19 protein-coding genes are annotated in these 19,025 nt (G+C 69.9%); 8 read left to right on the forward strand and 11 right to left on the reverse strand.

Translation table 11 applies throughout. From position 1 onward, the window contains the following. Window positions 1-9: 9 nt before the first annotated feature. Both ACFQW8_RS16805 and ACFQW8_RS16810 read left to right on the forward strand, forming a co-directional pair. Window positions 10-1,395: an MFS transporter gene (locus tag ACFQW8_RS16805; protein ID WP_380089348.1), complete on the forward strand. Its 1,386-nt coding sequence runs from the start codon at window positions 10-12 to the stop codon at window positions 1,393-1,395. Between the two features lie 184 nt (window positions 1,396-1,579). Then, the gene (locus ACFQW8_RS16810) at window positions 1,580-1,942 is read left to right on the forward strand and encodes an RNA polymerase-binding protein RbpA (RefSeq protein WP_380089350.1); all 363 of its coding nucleotides are present in this window, start codon (window positions 1,580-1,582) and stop codon (window positions 1,940-1,942) included. 194 nt (window positions 1,943-2,136) lie between these two features. Here the strand turns inward: ACFQW8_RS16810 and ACFQW8_RS16815 are convergent, their stop codons facing one another. Genes ACFQW8_RS16815 through kamD form a run of 6 tightly spaced genes read right to left on the reverse strand, consistent with a single transcriptional unit; the run spans window position 2,137 to window position 7,749 of the window. Next, entirely contained in the window at window positions 2,137-2,631 is a 495-nt protein-coding gene (locus ACFQW8_RS16815; protein WP_380089351.1) for an FxsA family protein, read from the reverse strand. Continuing rightward, on the reverse strand, window positions 2,628-3,401 hold the full coding sequence (locus tag ACFQW8_RS16820) for a polyprenol monophosphomannose synthase (protein ID WP_380089352.1): 774 nt from the start codon (window positions 3,399-3,401) through the stop codon (window positions 2,628-2,630). Before ACFQW8_RS16820 ends, ACFQW8_RS16815 begins: the two co-directional genes overlap by 4 nt. Then, on the reverse strand, window positions 3,394-4,962 hold the full coding sequence (lnt, locus tag ACFQW8_RS16825) for an apolipoprotein N-acyltransferase (RefSeq protein ID WP_380089353.1): 1,569 nt from the start codon (window positions 4,960-4,962) through the stop codon (window positions 3,394-3,396). The genes ACFQW8_RS16820 and lnt overlap by 8 nt, the downstream gene beginning before the upstream one ends. A gap of 23 nt (window positions 4,963-4,985) precedes the next feature. Further along, the gene (gene kal / locus ACFQW8_RS16830) at window positions 4,986-5,381 is read right to left on the reverse strand and encodes a 3-aminobutyryl-CoA ammonia lyase (RefSeq protein WP_380089354.1); all 396 of its coding nucleotides are present in this window, start codon (window positions 5,379-5,381) and stop codon (window positions 4,986-4,988) included. A gap of 5 nt (window positions 5,382-5,386) precedes the next feature. After that, window positions 5,387-6,163, reverse strand: coding sequence for a lysine 5,6-aminomutase subunit beta (gene kamE, locus ACFQW8_RS16835; protein ID WP_380089355.1), 777 nt, complete (start codon window positions 6,161-6,163; stop codon window positions 5,387-5,389). Further along, window positions 6,160-7,749, reverse strand: a complete 1,590-nt coding sequence (gene kamD / locus ACFQW8_RS16840; RefSeq protein WP_380089357.1) for a lysine 5,6-aminomutase subunit alpha — start codon at window positions 7,747-7,749, stop codon at window positions 6,160-6,162. The genes kamE and kamD overlap by 4 nt, the downstream gene beginning before the upstream one ends. Before the next feature lie 134 nt (window positions 7,750-7,883). Between kamD and ACFQW8_RS16845 the strand changes: the two genes are divergently transcribed. Continuing rightward, window positions 7,884-8,987, forward strand: coding sequence for a winged helix DNA-binding domain-containing protein (locus ACFQW8_RS16845; protein WP_380089359.1), 1,104 nt, complete (start codon window positions 7,884-7,886; stop codon window positions 8,985-8,987). Window positions 8,988-8,996: 9 nt separating this feature from the next. Here the strand turns inward: ACFQW8_RS16845 and kdd are convergent, their stop codons facing one another. After that, window positions 8,997-10,091, reverse strand: coding sequence for an L-erythro-3,5-diaminohexanoate dehydrogenase (gene kdd / locus ACFQW8_RS16850; RefSeq protein ID WP_380089361.1), 1,095 nt, complete (start codon window positions 10,089-10,091; stop codon window positions 8,997-8,999). Window positions 10,092-10,178: 87 nt separating this feature from the next. Here kdd and ACFQW8_RS16855 point away from each other — a divergent pair, with 87 nt between their 5' ends. Beyond that, window positions 10,179-11,633: a KamA family radical SAM protein gene (locus ACFQW8_RS16855; protein WP_380089363.1), complete on the forward strand. Its 1,455-nt coding sequence runs from the start codon at window positions 10,179-10,181 to the stop codon at window positions 11,631-11,633. A gap of 40 nt (window positions 11,634-11,673) precedes the next feature. On the opposite strand, the gene ACFQW8_RS16860 is transcribed toward ACFQW8_RS16855, so the two are convergent. Then, the gene (locus ACFQW8_RS16860) at window positions 11,674-11,994 is read right to left on the reverse strand and encodes an ArsR/SmtB family transcription factor (protein WP_380089365.1); all 321 of its coding nucleotides are present in this window, start codon (window positions 11,992-11,994) and stop codon (window positions 11,674-11,676) included. Window positions 11,995-12,095: 101 nt separating this feature from the next. Between ACFQW8_RS16860 and ACFQW8_RS16865 the strand changes: the two genes are divergently transcribed. Next, the gene (locus ACFQW8_RS16865) at window positions 12,096-13,367 is read left to right on the forward strand and encodes an MFS transporter (RefSeq protein WP_380089366.1); all 1,272 of its coding nucleotides are present in this window, start codon (window positions 12,096-12,098) and stop codon (window positions 13,365-13,367) included. 23 nt (window positions 13,368-13,390) lie between these two features. Next, a complete protein-coding gene (ybaK, locus tag ACFQW8_RS16870) occupies window positions 13,391-13,885 on the forward strand; it encodes a Cys-tRNA(Pro) deacylase (protein ID WP_380089368.1) in 495 nt (164 codons plus the stop codon). On the opposite strand, the gene ACFQW8_RS16875 is transcribed toward ybaK, so the two are convergent. Together ACFQW8_RS16875 and ACFQW8_RS16880 are read right to left on the reverse strand one after the other, a co-directional pair. Next, on the reverse strand, window positions 13,886-14,305 hold the full coding sequence (locus ACFQW8_RS16875; RefSeq protein WP_380089370.1) for a hypothetical protein: 420 nt from the start codon (window positions 14,303-14,305) through the stop codon (window positions 13,886-13,888). Between the two features lie 58 nt (window positions 14,306-14,363). Further along, window positions 14,364-14,786 carry an Lrp/AsnC family transcriptional regulator gene (locus ACFQW8_RS16880; protein WP_380089372.1) on the reverse strand — a complete coding sequence of 141 codons (423 nt, stop codon included), beginning with the start codon at window positions 14,784-14,786 and terminating at the stop codon, window positions 14,364-14,366. A 38-nt stretch (window positions 14,787-14,824) separates the two neighbouring features. Here ACFQW8_RS16880 and ACFQW8_RS16885 point away from each other — a divergent pair, with 38 nt between their 5' ends. Both ACFQW8_RS16885 and ACFQW8_RS16890 read left to right on the forward strand, forming a co-directional pair. Further along, on the forward strand, window positions 14,825-15,181 hold the full coding sequence (locus ACFQW8_RS16885) for a hypothetical protein (RefSeq protein ID WP_380089374.1): 357 nt from the start codon (window positions 14,825-14,827) through the stop codon (window positions 15,179-15,181). Window positions 15,182-15,211: 30 nt separating this feature from the next. After that, on the forward strand, window positions 15,212-16,141 hold the full coding sequence (locus ACFQW8_RS16890) for a 5'-3' exonuclease (RefSeq protein WP_380089376.1): 930 nt from the start codon (window positions 15,212-15,214) through the stop codon (window positions 16,139-16,141). Window positions 16,142-16,153: 12 nt separating this feature from the next. On the opposite strand, the gene ACFQW8_RS16895 is transcribed toward ACFQW8_RS16890, so the two are convergent. Then, on the reverse strand, window positions 16,154-19,024 hold the full coding sequence (locus ACFQW8_RS16895) for a DEAD/DEAH box helicase (protein ID WP_380089378.1): 2,871 nt from the start codon (window positions 19,022-19,024) through the stop codon (window positions 16,154-16,156). Between the last annotated feature and the right edge of the window lies 1 nt (window position 19,025).

Consider the following 19,025-nt stretch of genomic DNA (forward strand, 5'->3'; position numbering starts at 1 on the left):
GTTCGGCTCATGACGACGCAGTCGGCCACGGTCACCGCCGAGGAGTACTCCACCAACGCGCCGTACCAGCGCCCCTGGTACTGGTACGACTGGGCGAACTCCGCCTTCGTGACGACGACGGCCACGGTGCTGTTCGGCCCCTACCTCACCTCGATCGCGACGGAGGCGGCCTGCCCGGGACTGGCCGAGGGCGCGGACTGCACGACCGACCTCAACGTGCTGGGGCTCCCCATCGACCCGGGCTCCCTCCACCCCTACACCGTCGGCCTGTCGACCTTCGTCGGTGCCCTGCTCCTCATCTTCGTGGGCGGGATCGCCGACCGGACGAAGCGGCCCGCGCGACTTATGGGTGCCTTCGCCGGGGTGGGCGCGGTCGCCGCCTCCCTCATGTTCTTCGTCGAGGGCACCAACTGGCAGCTCGGCGTGCTGCTGCTCATGATCGCGAGCATCTGCCTCGGAGCCTCCCTCGTCGTCTATGACGCGATCCTCGTGCGCATCTGCCACCCGGACGACCGCGACAAGGTGTCCTCGCGCGGGTGGGCCCTGGGCTACCTCGGCGGCGGGCTGCTGCTCGCCGTGAACTTCCTCATGCTGAGCAACGAGGACACGTTCGGTGGCACCGGGCAGGCGGTGCGGATCAGCATGCTCATGGCCGGGCTCTGGTGGGGGCTGTTCAGCCTCATCCCGGTCCTCGGGATGTGGCAGATGCGCGGCGTCGAGCGACCGGTCGTCGCGGCGAAGGCCGGTGTCGTCGGGGGCACCTTCCGACAGCTCAAGGACACGTTCAAGCACCTCCTCGGGCTGCCCCAGACCCTGCTCTTCCTCGTCGCCTACATGTTCTTCAACGACGGCATCCAGACGGTCATCGGCCAGTCCAGCCTCTACGGCACGGCCGAGCTGGGCTTCTCCGAGACCACCATGCTCACGCTCTTCCTCATGGTGCAGTTCGTGGCCTTCGGCGGTGCTCTCATCTTCGGCCAGGTCGCTCGACGGCTCGGTGCCTGGCGGACGGTGCTGTGGGGCATCGGCATGTGGGTCCTCGTCATCATCTCGGCCTTCTTCGTCCCGGAGAAGGCGCTGGGTGCCCTCTTCGCGCTCGGCATCGGCATCGGGCTCGTCATGGGCGGAACCCAGGCCCTGAGCCGCTCGATGTACTCGCAGCTCGTCCCCCGAGACCGCGAGGCCGAGTTCTTCAGCCTCTACCAGGCGCTCGAGCGCGGAACGAGCTGGTTCGGTGCGGTGATCTTCGGTGTCGTGCACCAGATCACCGACTCCTACCGGCCGGCGATCCTCGCCCTGGTCGTCTTCTTCGTGCTCGGCGGGGTCCTGCTGGCCAAGGTCGACATGCCCCGGGGGATCCGCGAGGCCGGCAACGAGGTGCCAGCGGTCGTCTGAATCCGCTAGACTGATCTGTCGCGCCGAAAGGGCGTGATTCCGGTCACAGGGGGACCTGCGCCTCGCACGGCGGCAGCGACGTCATCGCTGATCCCGGAACAACGGCGGATGCTCAGCCGTTTCATCTGTGACACCCGGCGCAGCACATCCGCCGGGATCCACGAAATTCGTTGGGAGACACCCCATGGCAGAACGCAGCCTGCGCGGCAGCCGACTCGGCGCCCTCAGCATGGAGACGGACGAGAACGTCGTCCCGAGCGAGCGTCAGATCACCACCTACCTGTGCCCCCAGGGCCACCGCATCGAGCTTCCGTTCTCGATCGAGGCAGAGATCCCGGCCGTCTGGGAGTGCCGCTGTGGCGAGGAGGCCAAGCTCCAGGGCGGCGGCCCCGAGCCCGAGCCGAAGCCGGTCAAGCCGGCTCGTACCCACTGGGACATGCTCCTCGAGCGTCGCTCCATCCCCGAGCTCGAGGAGCTCCTCGAGGAGCGCCTGCTCCTCCTGCGCGCGTCGCGCGGTGAGAAGCCGGGCAAGAAGAAGTCCGCCTGAGGGTCTCCACCCACAGACGCCGTATGCCGTGTTGCCCACGAGGGCACACGGCATACGTGCGTCTGAACCCATCTGTCAGCCGCCGCATGATCGGGTCACCCGATAAAGGGGCTCTCGACCGGAGGTGGCAACCGGGATGAAGCGGTCCAACATCGGGTGACCCGATCATGAGGCAGGCAGGTATGCCGCGGAGCTCAGTCGATGACCTCGCCGCGGATCGTGCCCTGCGCGCCCGGGGACGACGGGCCGCCGCCGGGGAAGGGCACCCGCACGAGGACCCGGCTCGCGATGAAGGCCTCGAGCAGGCGCCGAGCGAAGCCACGGGTGAATGGCAGGACGAAGAACAGCCCGATGACGTCGCTGACGAATCCGGGCAGCAGCAGGAACGCGCCACCGATGAGGACGAGCACCCCGTCGGCGATCTCGCGGCTCGGCATCCGGCCGGTCTGCGAGGCCTCGCGCAGGGCCTTCCAGGTGCGGGCACCTTCGCGACGCACGAGCCACGTGCCCAGGATCGTCAGGAGCAGCAGCGCGAGGATCGTCCAGCCCAGGCCGATGGTCCTGCCGACGGCGATGAGGACGGCGATCTCGATGACCGGTGCCAGGACGAGGCCGAAGAGGACGAACGTGAGCCAGCGGGGCCGCTTCTGCCGTCGCGCGTAGGGCGTGGAACCGATCGGGTGGGTCACAACTGGTGCCAACGCTCACGGCCGGTGAGCCGTTCCCGCACCTGGTCGGCCCGGCGCTGCACTCCCCAGACCGTGATCCGCCCCAGCGACTCGCGCACGATGCTCTGGTCCATCTTGGACTCGCCGTGCTCGCGCTCGACGAAGGTGATCGGGACCTCGACGACGACCAGGCCGGCCAGGACGGCGCGGCGGGTCAGGTCGACCTGGAAGCAGTAGCCGGCCGACTCGACGCTGCCGAGGTCGAGCCGGCGCAGCGCGTCGGTGCGGTAGACGCGGTAGCCCGCAGTGGCGTCGTGGACGCGCATGCCGAGCAGCAGCCGGGTGTAGATGTTGCCACCGACGCTGAGGACCTTGCGGTGCGTGGGCCAGTTGACGACGGAACCCCCGGGCACCCAGCGGGACCCGATGACGAGGTCGGCGTCCTCGGCGGCCACGAGCAGCCGACGCAGGTCCTCGGGTCGGTGGGACCCGTCGGCGTCCATCTCGACGAGCGCGTCGTAGCCCTGCTCGAGCGCCCACGCGAAACCGTGGAGGTATGCCGCCCCCAGACCTTCCTTGCCGGCGCGGTGCAGCACGTGGACCTGGTCGTCGCCCTCGGCGAGCTCGTCGGCGAGCTCCCCTGTGCCGTCGGGCGAGCTGTCGTCGAGGATGCAGACGTCGACCTCGGGGACCGCTCGCCGGACGCGCTCGAGGATCATCGGCAGGTTCTCGCGCTCGTTGTAGGTCGGGATGAGCACGACAACGCGGTCGAGAGGGGGACGCTCAGTCAACGTGGTCCTTCGTGGGTGGCGTCGAAACGGGTCGCCCGACCCTATCCCGTCGACCCCGCAGACCTGCGGCAACGACGAACGCGAGGAGCGCGACGGCGCCGAGGCGCTCCGGCCACGGGCCGAGCTGGTCGGAGACGGTCCGGTCGGTGCGGATCGTCACGGGGGCGATCCGTTGCTCGGCGGTGAAGAGACCGGTCTTGCCGGTGACCGAGCCGTCGGGGGCGATGAAACCCGACACGCCGACCGTCGACACGTGCGCCACCGAACGGCCGTGCTCGATGGCGCGGATGCGGGAGATGGCGAACTGCTGCTCGGACTCGGCGGTGTAGCCGAAGGTGGCGTTGTTGGTCTGGACCAGGACGAGGCTCGCTTCCTTGCCCGGCTGGGTCACGGAGTCGCGCATCAGGCCGTCGTAGGCCACCTCGAAGCAGATGGTCGGCAGCGCCCAGTAGGCACTCGACGGGCTGTCGACCCGGAAGGCGCCGAGGTCGGTCCCCTTGGCGAAGTCCTTGGTGACGAGGTCGACCTTGTCGCTGAAGGTGCGGAAGAAGGACCGGTAGGGGATGTACTCGGCGAAGGGGACGGGGTGGTTCTTGACGTAGCGCTCGGGCTCCCCTCCCCCGGGCCGGTAGAAGAGCGAGACGTTGGAGACCTGGGGCTGTGGCTCCTGCAGGACGGCACCGACGATGACCGGCACGCCGACGGCGCTCACCGCGCGCTGCACCTGCGCTGCCGCGTCGGGGTTGCGGATGGGGTCGATGTCCGAGGCGTTCTCGGGCCAGACGACGAGGCTGAGGTCCTCAGCCGCCTTGTCCGCGACCGCTTCGGTGCCGCGCACGTGGTTGTCGAGGACGGCGCGACGCTCGGCGTTGAAGTCGAGCCCGGCCCGCGGGACGTTCCCTTGGACGAGGGCGACCGTGACCTTCCGGCCGTCGACCGACGGGGTCATGAAGCCAGGGAGGACCACCCCGGCAACAGTCACGGCCGCGAGCGCGGCTGCCTTGCGAGGCTGGCGCCGAGCTCCCACTGCAACCATCAGCAGCAGGGTGCCGATGACAGCTACGGCGAAGGTGACCCCCGGCGCGCCCAGGAGCTGGGCGACGTTGGCCAGCGGGCTGTCGGCCTGGCTGAACGCGAGCCGCGCCCAGGGGAACCCACCGAACGGCGTCGTTCCGCGCGCCAGCTCCTGGCCGACCCACGCGAGGGGCACCACGGCATACACGCCGTCACCCCGACGAGGACGGAGCCGCTGGCCGACGAAGCCGACCGCCGCGCACATCACTCCGAGGTAGAGCGCCTCGAGGGTGGCCAGCGCGAACCAGGGGAACCTGCCGACATAGACGCCGGACCAGGACAGGACCGGGACGAAGAACGCCCAGCCAGCGACGAGGCCGAGCACGAAGCCATGTCGCCCCCCGACGTCGATCGTCACGGCACCCAGGAGCGCGACGGCGACCGGCGCCAGCCACCAGAGGTTGTGCTCGGGGAAGGCCAGCCACAGCAGGATCCCGGCGAGAAGCGCGCCGGCGAGGCGCACGGCATACGGGATCGTCAGTGGCACGCAGCCACCGTAGGTCACGGACCTCAGCGCGGCGGCACCACCACGACACCGCGGGCCGTCGTGGCCACGATCGGCGGGTCGAGGACGTCGGCTGCGGACTCGCCGCGCTCGGGATTGCCCCGCGCGACGACCCGGACCGCGAACTCCATCTCGCGGCTGCGGGTGCCGACCCGCACCAGGGTCGCCTCGATCTCGATGCAGTCGCCGGCACGGACGGGTGCGAGGAACTGGACGTCGCTGTAGGACGCGAAGAGGCCTTCGTCGCCGTCGGTGACGATGCACATCTCCGTGGCGACGTCACCGAAGGCGGCCAGCGAGTAGGCGCCGTCGACGAGGTTGCCGGCGTAGTGGGCGTGGCTGTAGGGCACGTAGCGACGGTGCGTGACCGTCCTGCCGGTGGGGTCTTGGCGTTCGGTCATGGTGCTCATGCTCCCTTGGTCTGGCGGTCGGCGGCGCGCTGCGCGACGAGGGCGTGGACGAGGTAGCTGGCGACCTCACCCGGCGTGGTTCCCCGTCCGAAGATGCGGTCGACGCCGAGGCTGCCGGCCGAGCCCTCCTCGAACCGGGGCCCGCCCACGACGAGCAGCGGCACCTTGCCGGCCGGGAACGCCTCGCGGAAGGCCGCCGACATCGCGGTGGTGTTGTGGATGTGGGCGTCACGCTGGGTGACGACCTGGCTCACGAGGACGGCGTCGGCCTTCTCCTCGCGGGCGCGCTCGACGAGCTCGGGGACGAGGACCTGCGCACCGAGGTTCACGACCTTGATCTCGCGGTGGTACTCGAGGCCCTTCTCCCCCGCGAAGCCCTTGATGTTGAGGATCGCGTCGATGCCGACCGTGTGCGCGTCGGTGCCGATGCAGGCGCCGACGACGACGAGCTTGCGACGCAGCTGGCGCTTGATCGCGGTGTTGATCTCCTTGCCCGAGAGCAGGGGGAACTCGCGCTCGACGACCTCGACGAGTCCCGGCTCGACGAGGTGCTTGACCGAGCCGTAGACGACGAAGAAGGTGAAACCCTCGCCGATCGGCTTGCTGTGCACCACGATCGCCGGCTCGATGCCCATCTTGCCGGCGAGCTGGAGGGCTGCCCCTTCGGCCCGCTTGCCGCTCAGCATGGGCAGCGTGAAGGAGACCTGGACCATCCCGTCACCGGTCTGGTCGCCGTAGGGACGGATGACCTGGGGGATGTCGGGGACACTCATCGGGTCTCTCCCGTCTCGAGGAGGGTGATCGCGGGGTTGTCGTAGCCGGCCGCACGCACGACGACCCCGTCGAGGCCCTTGCCCGCCGTGGCCGGGCGCTTCATCTCGCCGAAGGTGCCGTCAGCGATCGCCTCCAGGAGAGGCGCCTTGCCGGGCTCGTCGGTGATCTGCTGGAGGAGGTCGATCGCCTCGCCGAGCACGTGCCGGGCGCGCGTCTGGATGTAGCCGTCGCGTGGCGGGTGGAAGTCCTCGGTGAGTCCCCCGGCCGCGCCCAGGACGTAGCGGACGTTCTGGAGCGCGATGTCACGGTCCGAGATCCAGGGGGTGACCACGGCCTCGGTCATCATCCCGACGAGGAGGATGCCCTGGCCGGTGAGCGCGCCGACGAGGTTGAAGAAGCCGTCGAGCAGGTTGCCCTTGAAGACGTCGCCGGTCATGTGCTTCGTCGGCGGCATCCACTTCAGTGGCGCGTCGGGGAAGAGCGTGCGGGCGAGCAGTGCGTGGGCGAGCTCGGTCCGGAACGAGTCGGGCAGGTCGGGGTTGATCTCGAAGGCGTGGCCCAGGCCCAGCTGCCAGTCCTCGAGCCCGGCTTCCTTGGCGAAGTACTCGTTGAGGAGCTGGCTCACCGTGACCGTGTGCGCGGCCTCGACGGCGTCGCTCGTCGTGAGGTAGTTGTCCTCACCGGTGTTGATGATGATGCCGGCGCGGGCGTGGACCTGTCGGCTGAAGCGCTGGTCGACGAACGTGCGGATCGGGTTGATGTCGCGGAAGAGGATGCCGTACATCGAGTCGTTGAGCATCATGTCGAGCCGCTCCATGCCGGCGAGCGCCGCGATCTCGGGCATGCACAGCCCGGACGCGTAGTTGGTCAGCCGGATGTAGCGGCCGACCTCCTTGCTCGTCTCGTCGAGAGCGGCCCGCATGAGGCGGAAGTTCTCCTGGGTCGCGTAGGTGCCGGCATACCCCTCGCGCGTCGCACCCTCGGGCACGTAGTCGAGGAGTGACTGCCCCGTGGAGCGGATGACGGCGATGACGTCGGCGCCCTCACGCGCGGCAGCCTGGGCCTGCGGGATGTCCTCGTAGATGTCGCCGGTGGCGACGATGAGATAGATCCACGGCCGCTGCTTGGGGTCCCCGTGCCGCTTGACGAGCCGGTCGCGAGCGGCGCGCTGCTTGTCGATGGCCCGTATGCCGCGTGCCACGGCTGTGCGGGAATGCCTGGCTGCCGCGGTGGCGTCCTTGCCCTTCGGCACGCGGAAGTCCACCGAACGGCTGCTCGCCATCTGGGCGAGGGTGAGCAGGTCGGGAGCGGCGCCACGGCGCAGGGCGTCCCAGACGGGCAGGGTGACACCGTGCTCGAGCCCGGCGCTCTCGCGGACGGCGTCGACGAGGTGGTTCACCCACGGGACGCGGTCGTGGTCGGCGCCGCCGAGTCCGGCCAGTCGCAGGGTGGCGCGCTCGACCGAGACGGTGGTGTGACGGTTGGCGATGTCGACGACCGGCTTGCCGACCTTGCGCGCCAGCGAGCGGGCGCGCCGGACGTCGGCCTTGTCGAGCTCGAGAAGGGGTGGGGTACGCGAAGACACGCGGTAAATCTAGCAGCGAGAGAGAGGACTTCCGGGCCAGCACACGCTGGGCCGCAAATCCTCCCTGTTCGAGTGCGGCGAGCGCGCCGTCGCCCCGGGTGCGGGTGTCGGCGCAACTTCCTAGAGTTCCCCGCATGAGAGTGCTGAGCGGACGCGAGCTCAACCGGGCGCTGCTGGCCCGCAACCTGCTGCTCGAACGCTCGACCCTGGACGTCGTCGCTGCCACCGAGCACCTGGTCGGGTTGCAGGCGCAGGAGCCGCAGGAGCCCTACGTCGGCCTGTTCTCGCGGCTCGCCGACTTCGACCCGGTCGCTGCGAGCGATCTGCTGGAGAGCCGCCGGGTGGTCCGGACGCTGATGATGCGTCGCACCATCCACCTGCTCAGTGCCGCCGACTGCCTCGGCCTGCGGGCCCTGCACCAGCCGATGCTCGAGCAGCGCATGCGAGGTGTCCTGCGGACCCGGCTCGTCGGTGTCGACGAGGAGGAGCTGCGTGAGGCAGGCACCCCCCTCTTCGTGGGTGAGGCGAGACAGCTGGCAGAGGCAGGCCGCGCGCTGGCGGATCGCTGGCCTGGCGCCGTCGCTCGTGACCTCGGGGATGCGCTGAGCTCGCTCGTGCCGCTCGTCCAGGTGCCGCCGCGCGGGCTGTGGCGTCAGGCTGGTCCGGCCAGGAACACGACGATCAGCACCTGGCTCGGGCAGGACGTGCCGACCACGGGCGGGTCTGGTGCGATCGCTGCCGAGAGCCTGGTGCTTCGCTACCTGCGCGCCTACGGCCCGGCAGCCAGCGCCGACGTCCGGTCGTGGTCAGGACTCGCCGGCCTACCGGCGGCGGTCAAGAACCTCTTGCCCGACCTGGTGACCTACCGCGACGAGCGAGGGCGGCTCCTCCTCGACGTTCCTGACGGACTCCTCCCGGACCCGGACACCCCCGCTCCCCCGAGGTTCCTCCCCGCCTTCGACAACGCGGTGCTCGGCTACGACGACCGTTCGCGGATCATCGATGACGCCGACAAGGGGCTCAGCATCCTGGGCGCTCGCTACCTGCTCGTCGACGGTCGGGTCCGGGCGACGTGGACGACGCGTGTCGACGACGACGCGACCACCGTCCTCGTCATCTCTCCCCTGGGCGGACTCACCCGGGCCGAGGCGGGTGACGACGTGGACGCCGAGGCCGAATGGCTCCTGACGTTCCTCACCTCAGGGGGCGGCCACCGGATCGAGTGGGCCGCCGCGTGACCGCCGCGCTCAGTGCGTGAGCCGACCCTCGAAGAGCTCGCGGACCGCGGCGTTGCCACGGAGGAGCTCGAGCGCGTATGCCGCGTGGCCGGGTACGTAGCCGTTGCCCACCAGCATGGTCACGTCGGCCGCCAGACCCTCGGCCCCCAGTGCGGCGGCGGCGAAGTTCGTCGCCATCGAGAAGAAGATGACCGTGCCGCCCTCGGCCGTCGCGAGGATCGCCGGCTGCTCACAGCCAGTGACGTCGACACAGACGACCGTGAGGTCGGCCGGGCCGCCCGCGGCGGCTAGTGCCTCGGAGAGCCCGATCGGGTTGCGGGCGTCGGCGACGACGACGTGAGTGGCGAGGCCCGTGCCGTCGAGGAGGGCCGCCTCGGCCTCGTCACGGACGACAGCGACCCGGCGGGTCGCGCCGGCGTCGGCGGCAGCGGCCAACGAGAGCGAGCCGGACTTGCCCGCTCCCCCGAGCACGACGACCGACGGCCCGTCCACGGAGCTGGTGGCGGGATCGGAAGGCGGGCGGGCGGCATACCCGCGCACTGTCCGGGACACGAGCGCAGGTGCACCGCAGACGTCCATGACCATGAGGGCAAGCTCGGGCGACAGGTCCTCAGGGAGCTTCGCGGCGATGGAGCGACCGAAGAGGATCGCGTGCCCCTTTGCAGGCACCCGCTCCCCCGACCCGTCCCACCGCTCCAGCCCGTCGGTGAGGGCCAGCGGCGTGAGCGACAGGGAGACGAGGGTGGCCACGCGGTCGCCGGCCACGAGTCCGAGCGTCGACTCCGGACCGGCCTCGGCGACGGTGCCGATGAGCATGCCTCCGCTACCGGTCACCGGGTTCTGCATCTTGCCGCGCTCCCCGACGATCTCGAGGACCTCGGCGCGGATGGCGGCGCCGTCACCGGCGTGCTTGTCGTGGAGCTGGCGGTAGGACGCTGCGTCGAGGTTGAGCGTCTCGATGTCGATACGCACCTCGTCCGGCCAGATCTCGGGCCGGGCGTCGAGGACACGCGCGGCCTGCGGGAGCGACTTCCCGGCCGGGTCGAGGACGCGGTGCACCCCGAACGGCGAGGTCGTCGTGCTCACCGGTGACGTTCCAGGCACGGGAAGTTCTCCTGTCTGACAGAAATGGGCAACAAATATTGCGGAAGGAAGATGACTTGAAGGTGGTCTGTCCGTATCCTCGCAGACATGACGACAAACATCGAGCAGCCCTACGTCTATCGGCGTCGCGAGCTCGTCGAGCCGGACTGGACGCGATTCCCCGGGTGGCGCGACGTCACCAAGGACGAGTGGGCCAGCGCCCAGTGGCAGCGCGCGCACTGCGTCAAGAACGTCGCGCAGCTCCGTGAGCTCATGGGCGACCTCCTCACCGACGAGTTCTATGCCGACCTTGAGCGGGACCAGGTCGAGCGGGCGACGATGTCGATGCTCGTCCCGCCGCAGATGCTCAACACCATGGTCAGCGAGATGTCGTGGGCCGACGGGTCGATGCCCGCTGCCGGCGTCGCCTTCACGCAGGCATTCCTCGCTGACCCGGTGCGCCTCTACATGCTCCCGGTCTTCAGCGACCGTCGCACCGACTGGCCCTCCCACCCGTTCGCGGCGCGCGACAGCCTGCACGAGCACGACATGTGGGCGGTCGAGGGTCTGACCCACCGCTATCCCACCAAGGTCCTCGCCGAGATGCTGCCGACCTGCCCGCAGTACTGCGGCCACTGCACGCGCATGGACCTCGTCGGCAACTCGACCGCGCAGGTCGTCAAGCTCAAGCTCGCCGGCAAGCCGGTCGACCGCCACGCCGCGATGCTCGACTACCTCCAGCGCACCCCGCAGGTGCGCGACGTCGTCGTCTCGGGTGGCGATGTCGCCAACATGCCGTGGAAGAACCTCGAGGGCTTCCTCGACAAGCTCCTGCGCATCGACAACATCCGCGACATCAGGCTTGCGACCAAGGCGCTCATGGGTCTGCCGCAGCACTGGCTGCAGCCGGACGTCGTCGAGGGCGTGGCCCGGGTCTCGGCACTGGCCCGGTCGCGTGGGGTGTCGCTGGCGATCCACACCCACGTCAACCACGCCCAGTCGGTCACCCCGCTCGTCGCCGACGCGTCCAAGGCGATGCTCGAGGCCGGCGTGCGAGACGTCCGCAACCAGGGCGTCCTCATGCGCGGCATCAACGACACGAGCGAGGACCTGCTCGACCTCTGCTTCGCGCTCCAGGACGAGGCGATGATCACGCCGTACTACTTCTACATGTGCGACATGATCCCGTTCTCGGAGCACTGGCGACTGGCGCTGCACGAGGCGCAGCACCTGCAGCACTCGATCATGGGCTACCTCCCGGGTTTCGCGACGCCACGCATCGTCTGCGACGTACCGTTCGTCGGCAAGCGTTGGGTCCACCAGGTCGACACCTACGACCGGGACAAGGGCATGTCGTTCTGGCGCAAGAACTACCGCACGTCCATCGAGGGCTCGGACGAGCAGGCGCTCTCCCGCGAGTACGTCTACTACGACCCGATCTACACGCTGCCGCAGGCCGGGCAGCAGTGGTGGAGCTCCAACACCGACGTGGACCAGGTCCACGCTGCGGCGATGGCCGGTGCCACGGCCAGCCGGGACGCCTCGGCGCGCGACCTCGCCTGACGAGCTGGTTGTTCCGGAGGCCTGACTCTCGTGCTGAGGGTCAGGCCTTCGGCGCGTTCAGGACACTGTCGAGGAGGCCCGGGAAGGCCTCGTCGAGCTCCTCGCGGCGCAGTGAGACGAGCCGCCCCCGTGCTTGCGGCTCGTTGCGGATGACGCCGGCCTCCCGCAGGACCTTCATGAGGTGCGACTTCGTCGACTTCGGCAGGGCCGGATTCGTGGCGCCGCACTGGGCCATCTGGAGCGGGCCGTCGGCCAGGTCGTGGACGATCTGGAGGCGAGCCGGGTCGCTCAGCGCGAAGAGGACCTCGGTGAGCTCCACGTCCTTCATGGCGGGATGGGGCAGCGCCTGGTTCGCTGGCATGGTTCGATAATAGTCGAACCACATGCTGGACGCCGGGAATGCCTGGGCGAGCGTCTAGGTTCGAACCCTTTCGAACCGTAGTTTCCGTCGGAGAGGCCGTCATGACCGCACCCAGCAGCACCCGGAGCAGCTCTCGGGAGAGGTCGGCCTCAGCGGGGCAGGTCGCTGAGACGGATGAGCGAAAAACGGCCACACGTCGTCTCGGGCGCGGCCCCGGCTTCGTGCTCACGCTCGCCACGGTCGTCGCCCTCATGGTGGGCGCCAGTGCACCCTCGCCCTTCTATCCGGTGCTGCAGGCAGAGATCGGGTTCTCCGCAGGGACCATGACCACGATCTTCGGCGTCTATGCCGTGGCGCTCCTCGTGACCCTCCTCGTCACGGGGTCGCTGTCCGACCACATCGGCCGGCGACCCGTGCTGGCGGCCGGGTTCGTCGTGCTGGCCGCCAGCATGGTCGGCTTCTGGCACGCCGAGAGCGTCGGGACCCTGCTCGTCTCGCGCGCCGTCCAGGGCCTGGCCGCGGGGCTGCTCATGTCGACGATGACGGCTGCGGTCACGGACCTCGAGCCGGCCTCCCGTCCCGGCCTGGCTGCCACGCTCAACAGCGTGACGCCGCTCTTCGGTCTCGCGGCCGGCGCCCTTTTCGGTGGTCTGGTGCTCGACCTGAGCCCCGGTGGCGCCCTCACGATCGTCTTCGCGTCGCTCACGGCGGTCTATGTCGTCCTCGCCCTGGCTGTCCTCGCGCTCCCGGAGACGTCCCCCCGCCACGAGGGCTGGCGCCGCTCCCTCCGACCCAGGGTGGGCATCCCGCAGGCAGCGCGTCCCGCCTTCCGCCGCAGCGCTCCAGCACTCTTCGCCGGCTGGGCGACTGGTGGGTTGTACCTGTCGTTGGGCGCGCCCCTCGTCGGCCAGCTCCTCGGTGGCCGCTCGCACCTCGTCCAGGGGTCCGTGGTGGCCGTGCTCACCGGCGTGGGGGCGGTGAGCTCGTTCCTCGCCCGCAACCGCACCCCGCGGCAGATCACGATCTATGGCACGACGATGCTCGCGGTCGGCACCCTCCTCACGCTCCTGGCCCTGCACGGCGAGTCGTTGGTCGGGTTCCTCCTCGCCGCCGTCGTGGCCGGGTCGGGCTTCGGCACGTCGTTCCTCGGCATCATGCGCTCGATCACCCCGACCGTCGGGCCCGAGCAACGCGGTGAGCTCTTTGCGAGCGTCTTCGTGGTGAGCTATCTCGCCTTCGGCCTGCCGGCGGTGGCGGCCGGGTTCGCCGCTCCACGCCTGGGGCTGGAGACGACGGCGACGATCTATGGACTCGTGGTCGTGGTCCTCTCCGGCGCGGCCGCGCTGACCCGGACCTTCGCCACGAAGGGTTGACTGACACGGCATACTCGCCCGTCATGGGACGCAAGGAGCGCGGCGGCTCGGTCGGCACCCCGGCGACCGTGGCGTTGACCCGGGCGAGGATCGCGTATGCCGTGCGTGCCTACGAGCATGACCCTGCGGCGCAGTCCTTCGGTCTGGAAGCCGCGGAGGCACTCGGCGTCGAGCCGGCCCGGGTCCTCAAGACGCTGCTCGTCGACACCGGCACCGGTCTGGCGGTCGGCGTGGTCCCGGTGGACCGCAGCCTGGACCTCAAGGCGATGGCGGCGGCGTTGGGTGTCAAGAGGGTCGTCATGGCCGATCCCGTTGCGGCAGAGCGCAGCTCGGGTTATGTCGTGGGCGGCATCTCCCCCGTGGGGCAGAAGCGCTCTCTGCCCACGGTGGTGGACGCATCAGCTGCAGGGCACGACACGGTGCTCGTGTCGGGCGGTCGTCGCGGGCTGGACCTGGAGCTCTCCCCCGCCGACCTCGTGAGGGTGACCCGAGCGATCACCGCACCCGTCGCGCGCTAGTCAGGAGGCCAGGCGCAGGTGCTCGGGGAGCTCGCGCACAGCGTGCTCGGTGGCGACGTAGGCCGCCACGAGGTCGACGCCGACTTCTCGGCAGACCTCGACGAGCACCTGGTGGCAGGAGCGGTCGGTGTCGGTGAAGAGGGGCGACCCCTGGCGTCCCAGGGCGGCCACGACGGCCGGAGGCCGCAGCTCGTCAAGCATCACGCGGATCGGCGACCCCAGGGTCGTGGGGTCGGCGGGACCCAGCTCGGTGATGAGGACGGGCTGGACACAGCGGTGTTCGTCGTCGAGCAGGAGGATGGCAAGACATCCCTCCGCGCGGTCGACATAGCCGACGAAGAGATCCACCACGTCAGCGCGCAGGATCGGGTCGTCGAGTGGAAGGTCACGGAAGTTCTTGGGCAGGTCGTCGAAGGTCATGACGGAATCGTGCCGAAATCCTGCGAAGGCGCCGTGGACTTCTCCACAGGGACGGGACCTACTCCCAGGGCGTGGAGAGCACGACCGTCGTCTTGGTGGAGACATTGGCCACGCCGCGGATGCGGGCCAGCAGCTCCTCCAGCTCGAGGGGGGTGGCGACCCTCACCTTGAGGATGTAGTTCATGTCGCCCGCCACGGAGTGGCACTCCTCGATGGCAGGGATGTCGCGCAGGTGGTCGGGGATGTCATCGGGGGCGGCCGGGTCGAGGGGGGTGATCGAGATGAACGCCGTCATCGCAACCCCGACAGCCGCGTGGTCGACCCGGGCGGTGTAGCCCTTGATGACGCCCCTCTTCTCGAGGCGGCGGACCCGCTGGTGGACGGCGGACGTCGACATGCCCAATGCCCGCCCGAGGTCGGTGTAGCTCATCCGGCCGTCGGTCGAGAGCTGCTCCACGATCTTGCGGTCCAGGTCCTCCACGTCGCCAACCCTAGTCAGTTCAGGGCACGATGCTCGTCATGACCGCGATGTCGACGACACGCCGCCCCCGTGGGTCCCTCATCGTCCTCGGTGTGCTCGTGGCCCTCTGGGTGGTCTGGGCGCTTTGGTTGCTGACTGCCCCCGACAGCAACCCCGGTGGACAGTGCTCGGGCCTGGGCTTCGGCTGCACCCTCACTCCGCACGACCTCGCCGCCTTCGCCGGGATCATCGTCGTCGCCCCGCTGAGCGCCCTCACCCTGGTGGTCACCCTGGTCGTCCGCATCGTCCGGATCGGGCGCGGCTCGCCGCGGACGGTCTGGGACGTCGTGCTCGGGGTCCTGCTGCTCGGCGCCGGACTGGTGTGGCTGGTCGGCACCGTCGTCGGCTCACTCTGAGCGAGAAGAGGCCCAACTAGGCTGACCGCCATGACGACGGACCGGCTGCTGCTCCTCGACTCTGCCTCCCTCTACTTCCGGGCCTTCTTCGGCGTCCCGGACCAGCGCGACTCGACCGACGAGACGCCGACCAACGCGCTGCGCGGGTTCCTCGACATGATCGCCACGCTGGTGAACGCCCACAAACCGACACACCTCGTCGCCTGCTGGGACGACGACTGGCGCCCGCAGTTCCGGGTCGACCTCATCCCCACCTACAAGACGCACCGGCTCACCGAGGGCAGCGACGTCGTCGAGGAGTCGCCCGACGACCTCACTCCGCAGGTGCCCCTGATCCGCGACGCCCTCACCGCGCTCGGCATCCCGCGCCTCGGCGCCCCAGGCTTCGAGGCCGACGACGTCATCGGCACCCTCGTCGAACGGCACCGCGGCAGCAAGGCCATCGACGTCGTCACGGGTGACCGCGACCTGCTCCAACTCATCGACGACGCCAACTCCGTGCGTGTGCTCTACACGGGCAAGGGCGGTGTGCGAGAGCCGGACCAGGGCACCGAGGCCTACCTGCGGGAGAAGTACTCCGTACCGAGCGGTGACGCCTACCTGGACATGTCCATCCTGCGGGGAGACACGAGCGACGGGCTTCCCGGGGTCAAGGGCATCGGTGACAAGACCGCGGCGCAGCTCATCGCGGCATACGGATCGCTGGAGGGCCTGCGCAAGGCGGTCGCCGAAGGCGACCCCGCCATCAAGGGCGCCAGGCGGACCAACCTCGAGGCCGCCGCGGCCTACCTCGACGTCGCGCCGCGAGTGGTGCGCGTGGCCCGCGACGCCCCTGTCGCCGACGTCGACATCACGCTGCCCACCAAGGTGGCCGACGCTCGTCTGCTCAGCGAGCTCGCCTCGACCTACGGGATCACCAACCCGATCAACCGCGTGCTCGCGGCGCTCCAGATCCCCTGACCCGCAGCCGGGTCAGTCGAGGCGGTCGGCGGCGACGACGCCCCGGCGGACGGCGTCGACGGCCTTGCGGGCCGTGCGCCGCAGCTCGGTGTCTGGGGCGGCGTCGGCGATCTGGCCCAGCAGGTCGACGATCTGCTTGCAGCGACGCACGAAGTCACCGGCGGCCATCTCCTGACCACGCAGCACCGTGTCGAGACGTTCGCCGCTCGCCCACCGATGGACCATCCAGGCCATCCCGCCGTCCGGGACCGCCGTGACCTCGAGTCCGTGGTCGCCCTCGAGGTCGTCGAGCTCGCTCCACCGTCGCTGCATCTCGGTGATGGCGGCGGCCACGTCGTCATTGGGCATCTTCGGTGACGGGTCGGCCTGCTCGTGCCGCGGCTCGTGGACGAGCGTGGAGACACAGGCAGCGAGACCGGCTGCGTCGAGCCGCTTCCAGACGTCGTGGCGCAGGCACTCGGCCGCCAGCAGGTCACGCTCGGTGTAGAGGCGCCGCAGCCGTTCGCCACGCTCGGTGACGACGTCGTCCTCGAGGTAGCCGAGCTGGGTCAGGACGACGCAGATGCGGTCGAAGGTGCGTGCCACCGAGTTGGTGCGGCCCTCGACCTTGCGCTTCAGCCCGGAGGTCTCGCGCCTGAGGCGGTGCCAGCGCTCGGCCCATCGGGCGTGGTCCTCGCGGTCAGGACACTGGTGACAGGGGTGGGCCCTGAGCTCGGCCCGCAGGTGCGCGATGCGGTCGTTCTCCTCGGCTGCCTCCTGCGCCTCCTCCCTGGCCCGCTTCGGCGGCAGGTCGTGGGGCACGGCGATCCGCATCGTCGTCGCGAGGTCACGTCGAGACTTCGGGGACTTGGCGTTGAAGTTCTTGGGCACCGTGATCGAGGCTGCGGCCTCGACGGGGACGGGGACGTCGTCGAGCGTGAGCCGCCGGAACTGGCGGTCCTCGGTCACGACACCGGGCCCACTCGCTGCACCCCTGCCCGTCTTGGCGGTCTGCACGACCACGGCCCACCCCGAGCGCCGGCCAGCGGGCACCTTGAAGATGTCGCCCATCCGGAGCTTTTCGAGGCTGACCGCGGCCTCGGCCCTGCGGCTGGCCGAACGCTTGCGCACGCCGTCCTTCTCGGCATCGGCGATGGCCCGGCGCAGGTCGGAGTACTCGCGGAAGTCGCCGAGGTCGCAGTGCATGGACTCGGCATAGCCCTCGAGCGCCTCGTCGTTGCGCCGGACCTTGGTGGCCAGCCCCACGACGGCGCGGTCGGCCTGGAACTGGGCGAAGGACGTCTCGAGGATGTCGCGGGCCACCTGGCGTCCGACTTGGGCGACGAGGTTGACCGCCATGTTGTAGGTCGGCCGGAAGCTGGAGCGCAGCGGGTAGGTCCGCGTCGACGCCAGTCCACCCACGGCGAGCGGGTCGAGGCCGCGGCTCCACTGCACGACGGCGTGGCCCTCGATGTCGATGCCACGCCGTCCGGCGCGACCGGTGAGCTGGGTGTACTCGGCCGGCGTGATGTCGGCATGGGTCTCGCCGTTGAACTTCACGAGCTTCTCGAGCACCACGGTGCGCGCCGGCATGTTGATGCCCAGGGCGAGGGTCTCGGTGGCGAAGACCGCGCGGATGCGCCCCTGGGTGAAGAGCTCCTCGACGATCTCGCGGAAGAGCGGGAGCATCCCCGCGTGGTGGCAGGCGAAGCCCCGCGACAGCCCTTCGACGAAGTCGAAGTAGCCCAGGATCCCGAGGTCCTCCTCGGCGAGGGAGCCCATGCGCTCCTCGACGTGGCGGCGGATCCGCTCGCCGTCGCGCTGCGGGATGAGCCGGGTGTCGGACGACAGCAGCTGCCCGACGGCCCCTTCGCAGCCCATGCGGCTGAAGATGAAGGTGATCGCCGGCAGCAGGCCGTCGCGGTCGAGCTGGGCGATGACCTCGGCCCGCGTCGCTCCCCCACCGGGGCGGCCGCCTCGCGTGAAGCCCCGGTCCGGGCGCCCGTTCGGCCCACTCGAGACCTCGACCGCGCCACCGCGACCGGGCCCGCGACCGGGCCCGCGTCCGTGGTCGCGCCCATTCTTGCGGCCCCCCTCGCGGCCCTGGTCGCGAGGACGCTCGGGGCCTCGCCCCTTGTCGCGGGTGCTCCCCCGCACCCAACCGTCGGCCCGTCGCTGCTCGGCGCCACGGATGGCCTGGATGAGGTCGGGACTGACGCGTGGCGTCGAGCCGTCCTCGCGCGGCTCGGCCGTCTCGTCGACGAACAGGTCGAACATCGAGCTGCCCACGAGCATGTGCTGCCACAGCGGCACGGGTCGGTGCTCGGAGACGACGACGGCGTGGTTGCCCCGGACCTCGGCCAGCCAGTCACCGAACTCCTCGGCGTTGCTCACCGTCGCGGAGAGCGAGATGACCTGCACCGACTCGGGCAGGTGGATGATGACCTCTTCCCAGACCGCCCCGCGGAAGCGGTCGGCGAGGTAGTGGACCTCGTCCATGACGACGAAACCCAGTCCACGCAGGGTACTGCTCCCGGCATACACCATGTTGCGCAGCACCTCGGTCGTCATGACGACGACGGGAGCCTCGCCGTTGACCGACGAGTCTCCCGTCAGGAGACCGACGTTGCCGACCCCGTGGACGGCGACGAGGTCGTGGTACTTCTGGTTCGACAGGGCCTTGATCGGGGTCGTGTAGAAGGCCTTGCGGCCCGTGGCCAGCGCCATGTGCACGGCGAACTCACCGACGATGGTCTTGCCCGCCCCGGTGGGGGCCGCGACGAGGACGCCTTGGCCGGCCTCGACGGCAGCGCATCCCTGCACCTGGAAGTCGTCGAGCGGGAAGCTCAGCGACGCCATGAAAGTCGCGAGATGGGAGGTGGGCTCGACCGTTGTCCCGCTCATG

This window comes from Knoellia altitudinis (genome assembly GCF_042666355.1).
Taxonomy (GTDB): Bacteria; Actinomycetota; Actinomycetes; order Actinomycetales; family Dermatophilaceae; genus Knoellia; species Knoellia altitudinis.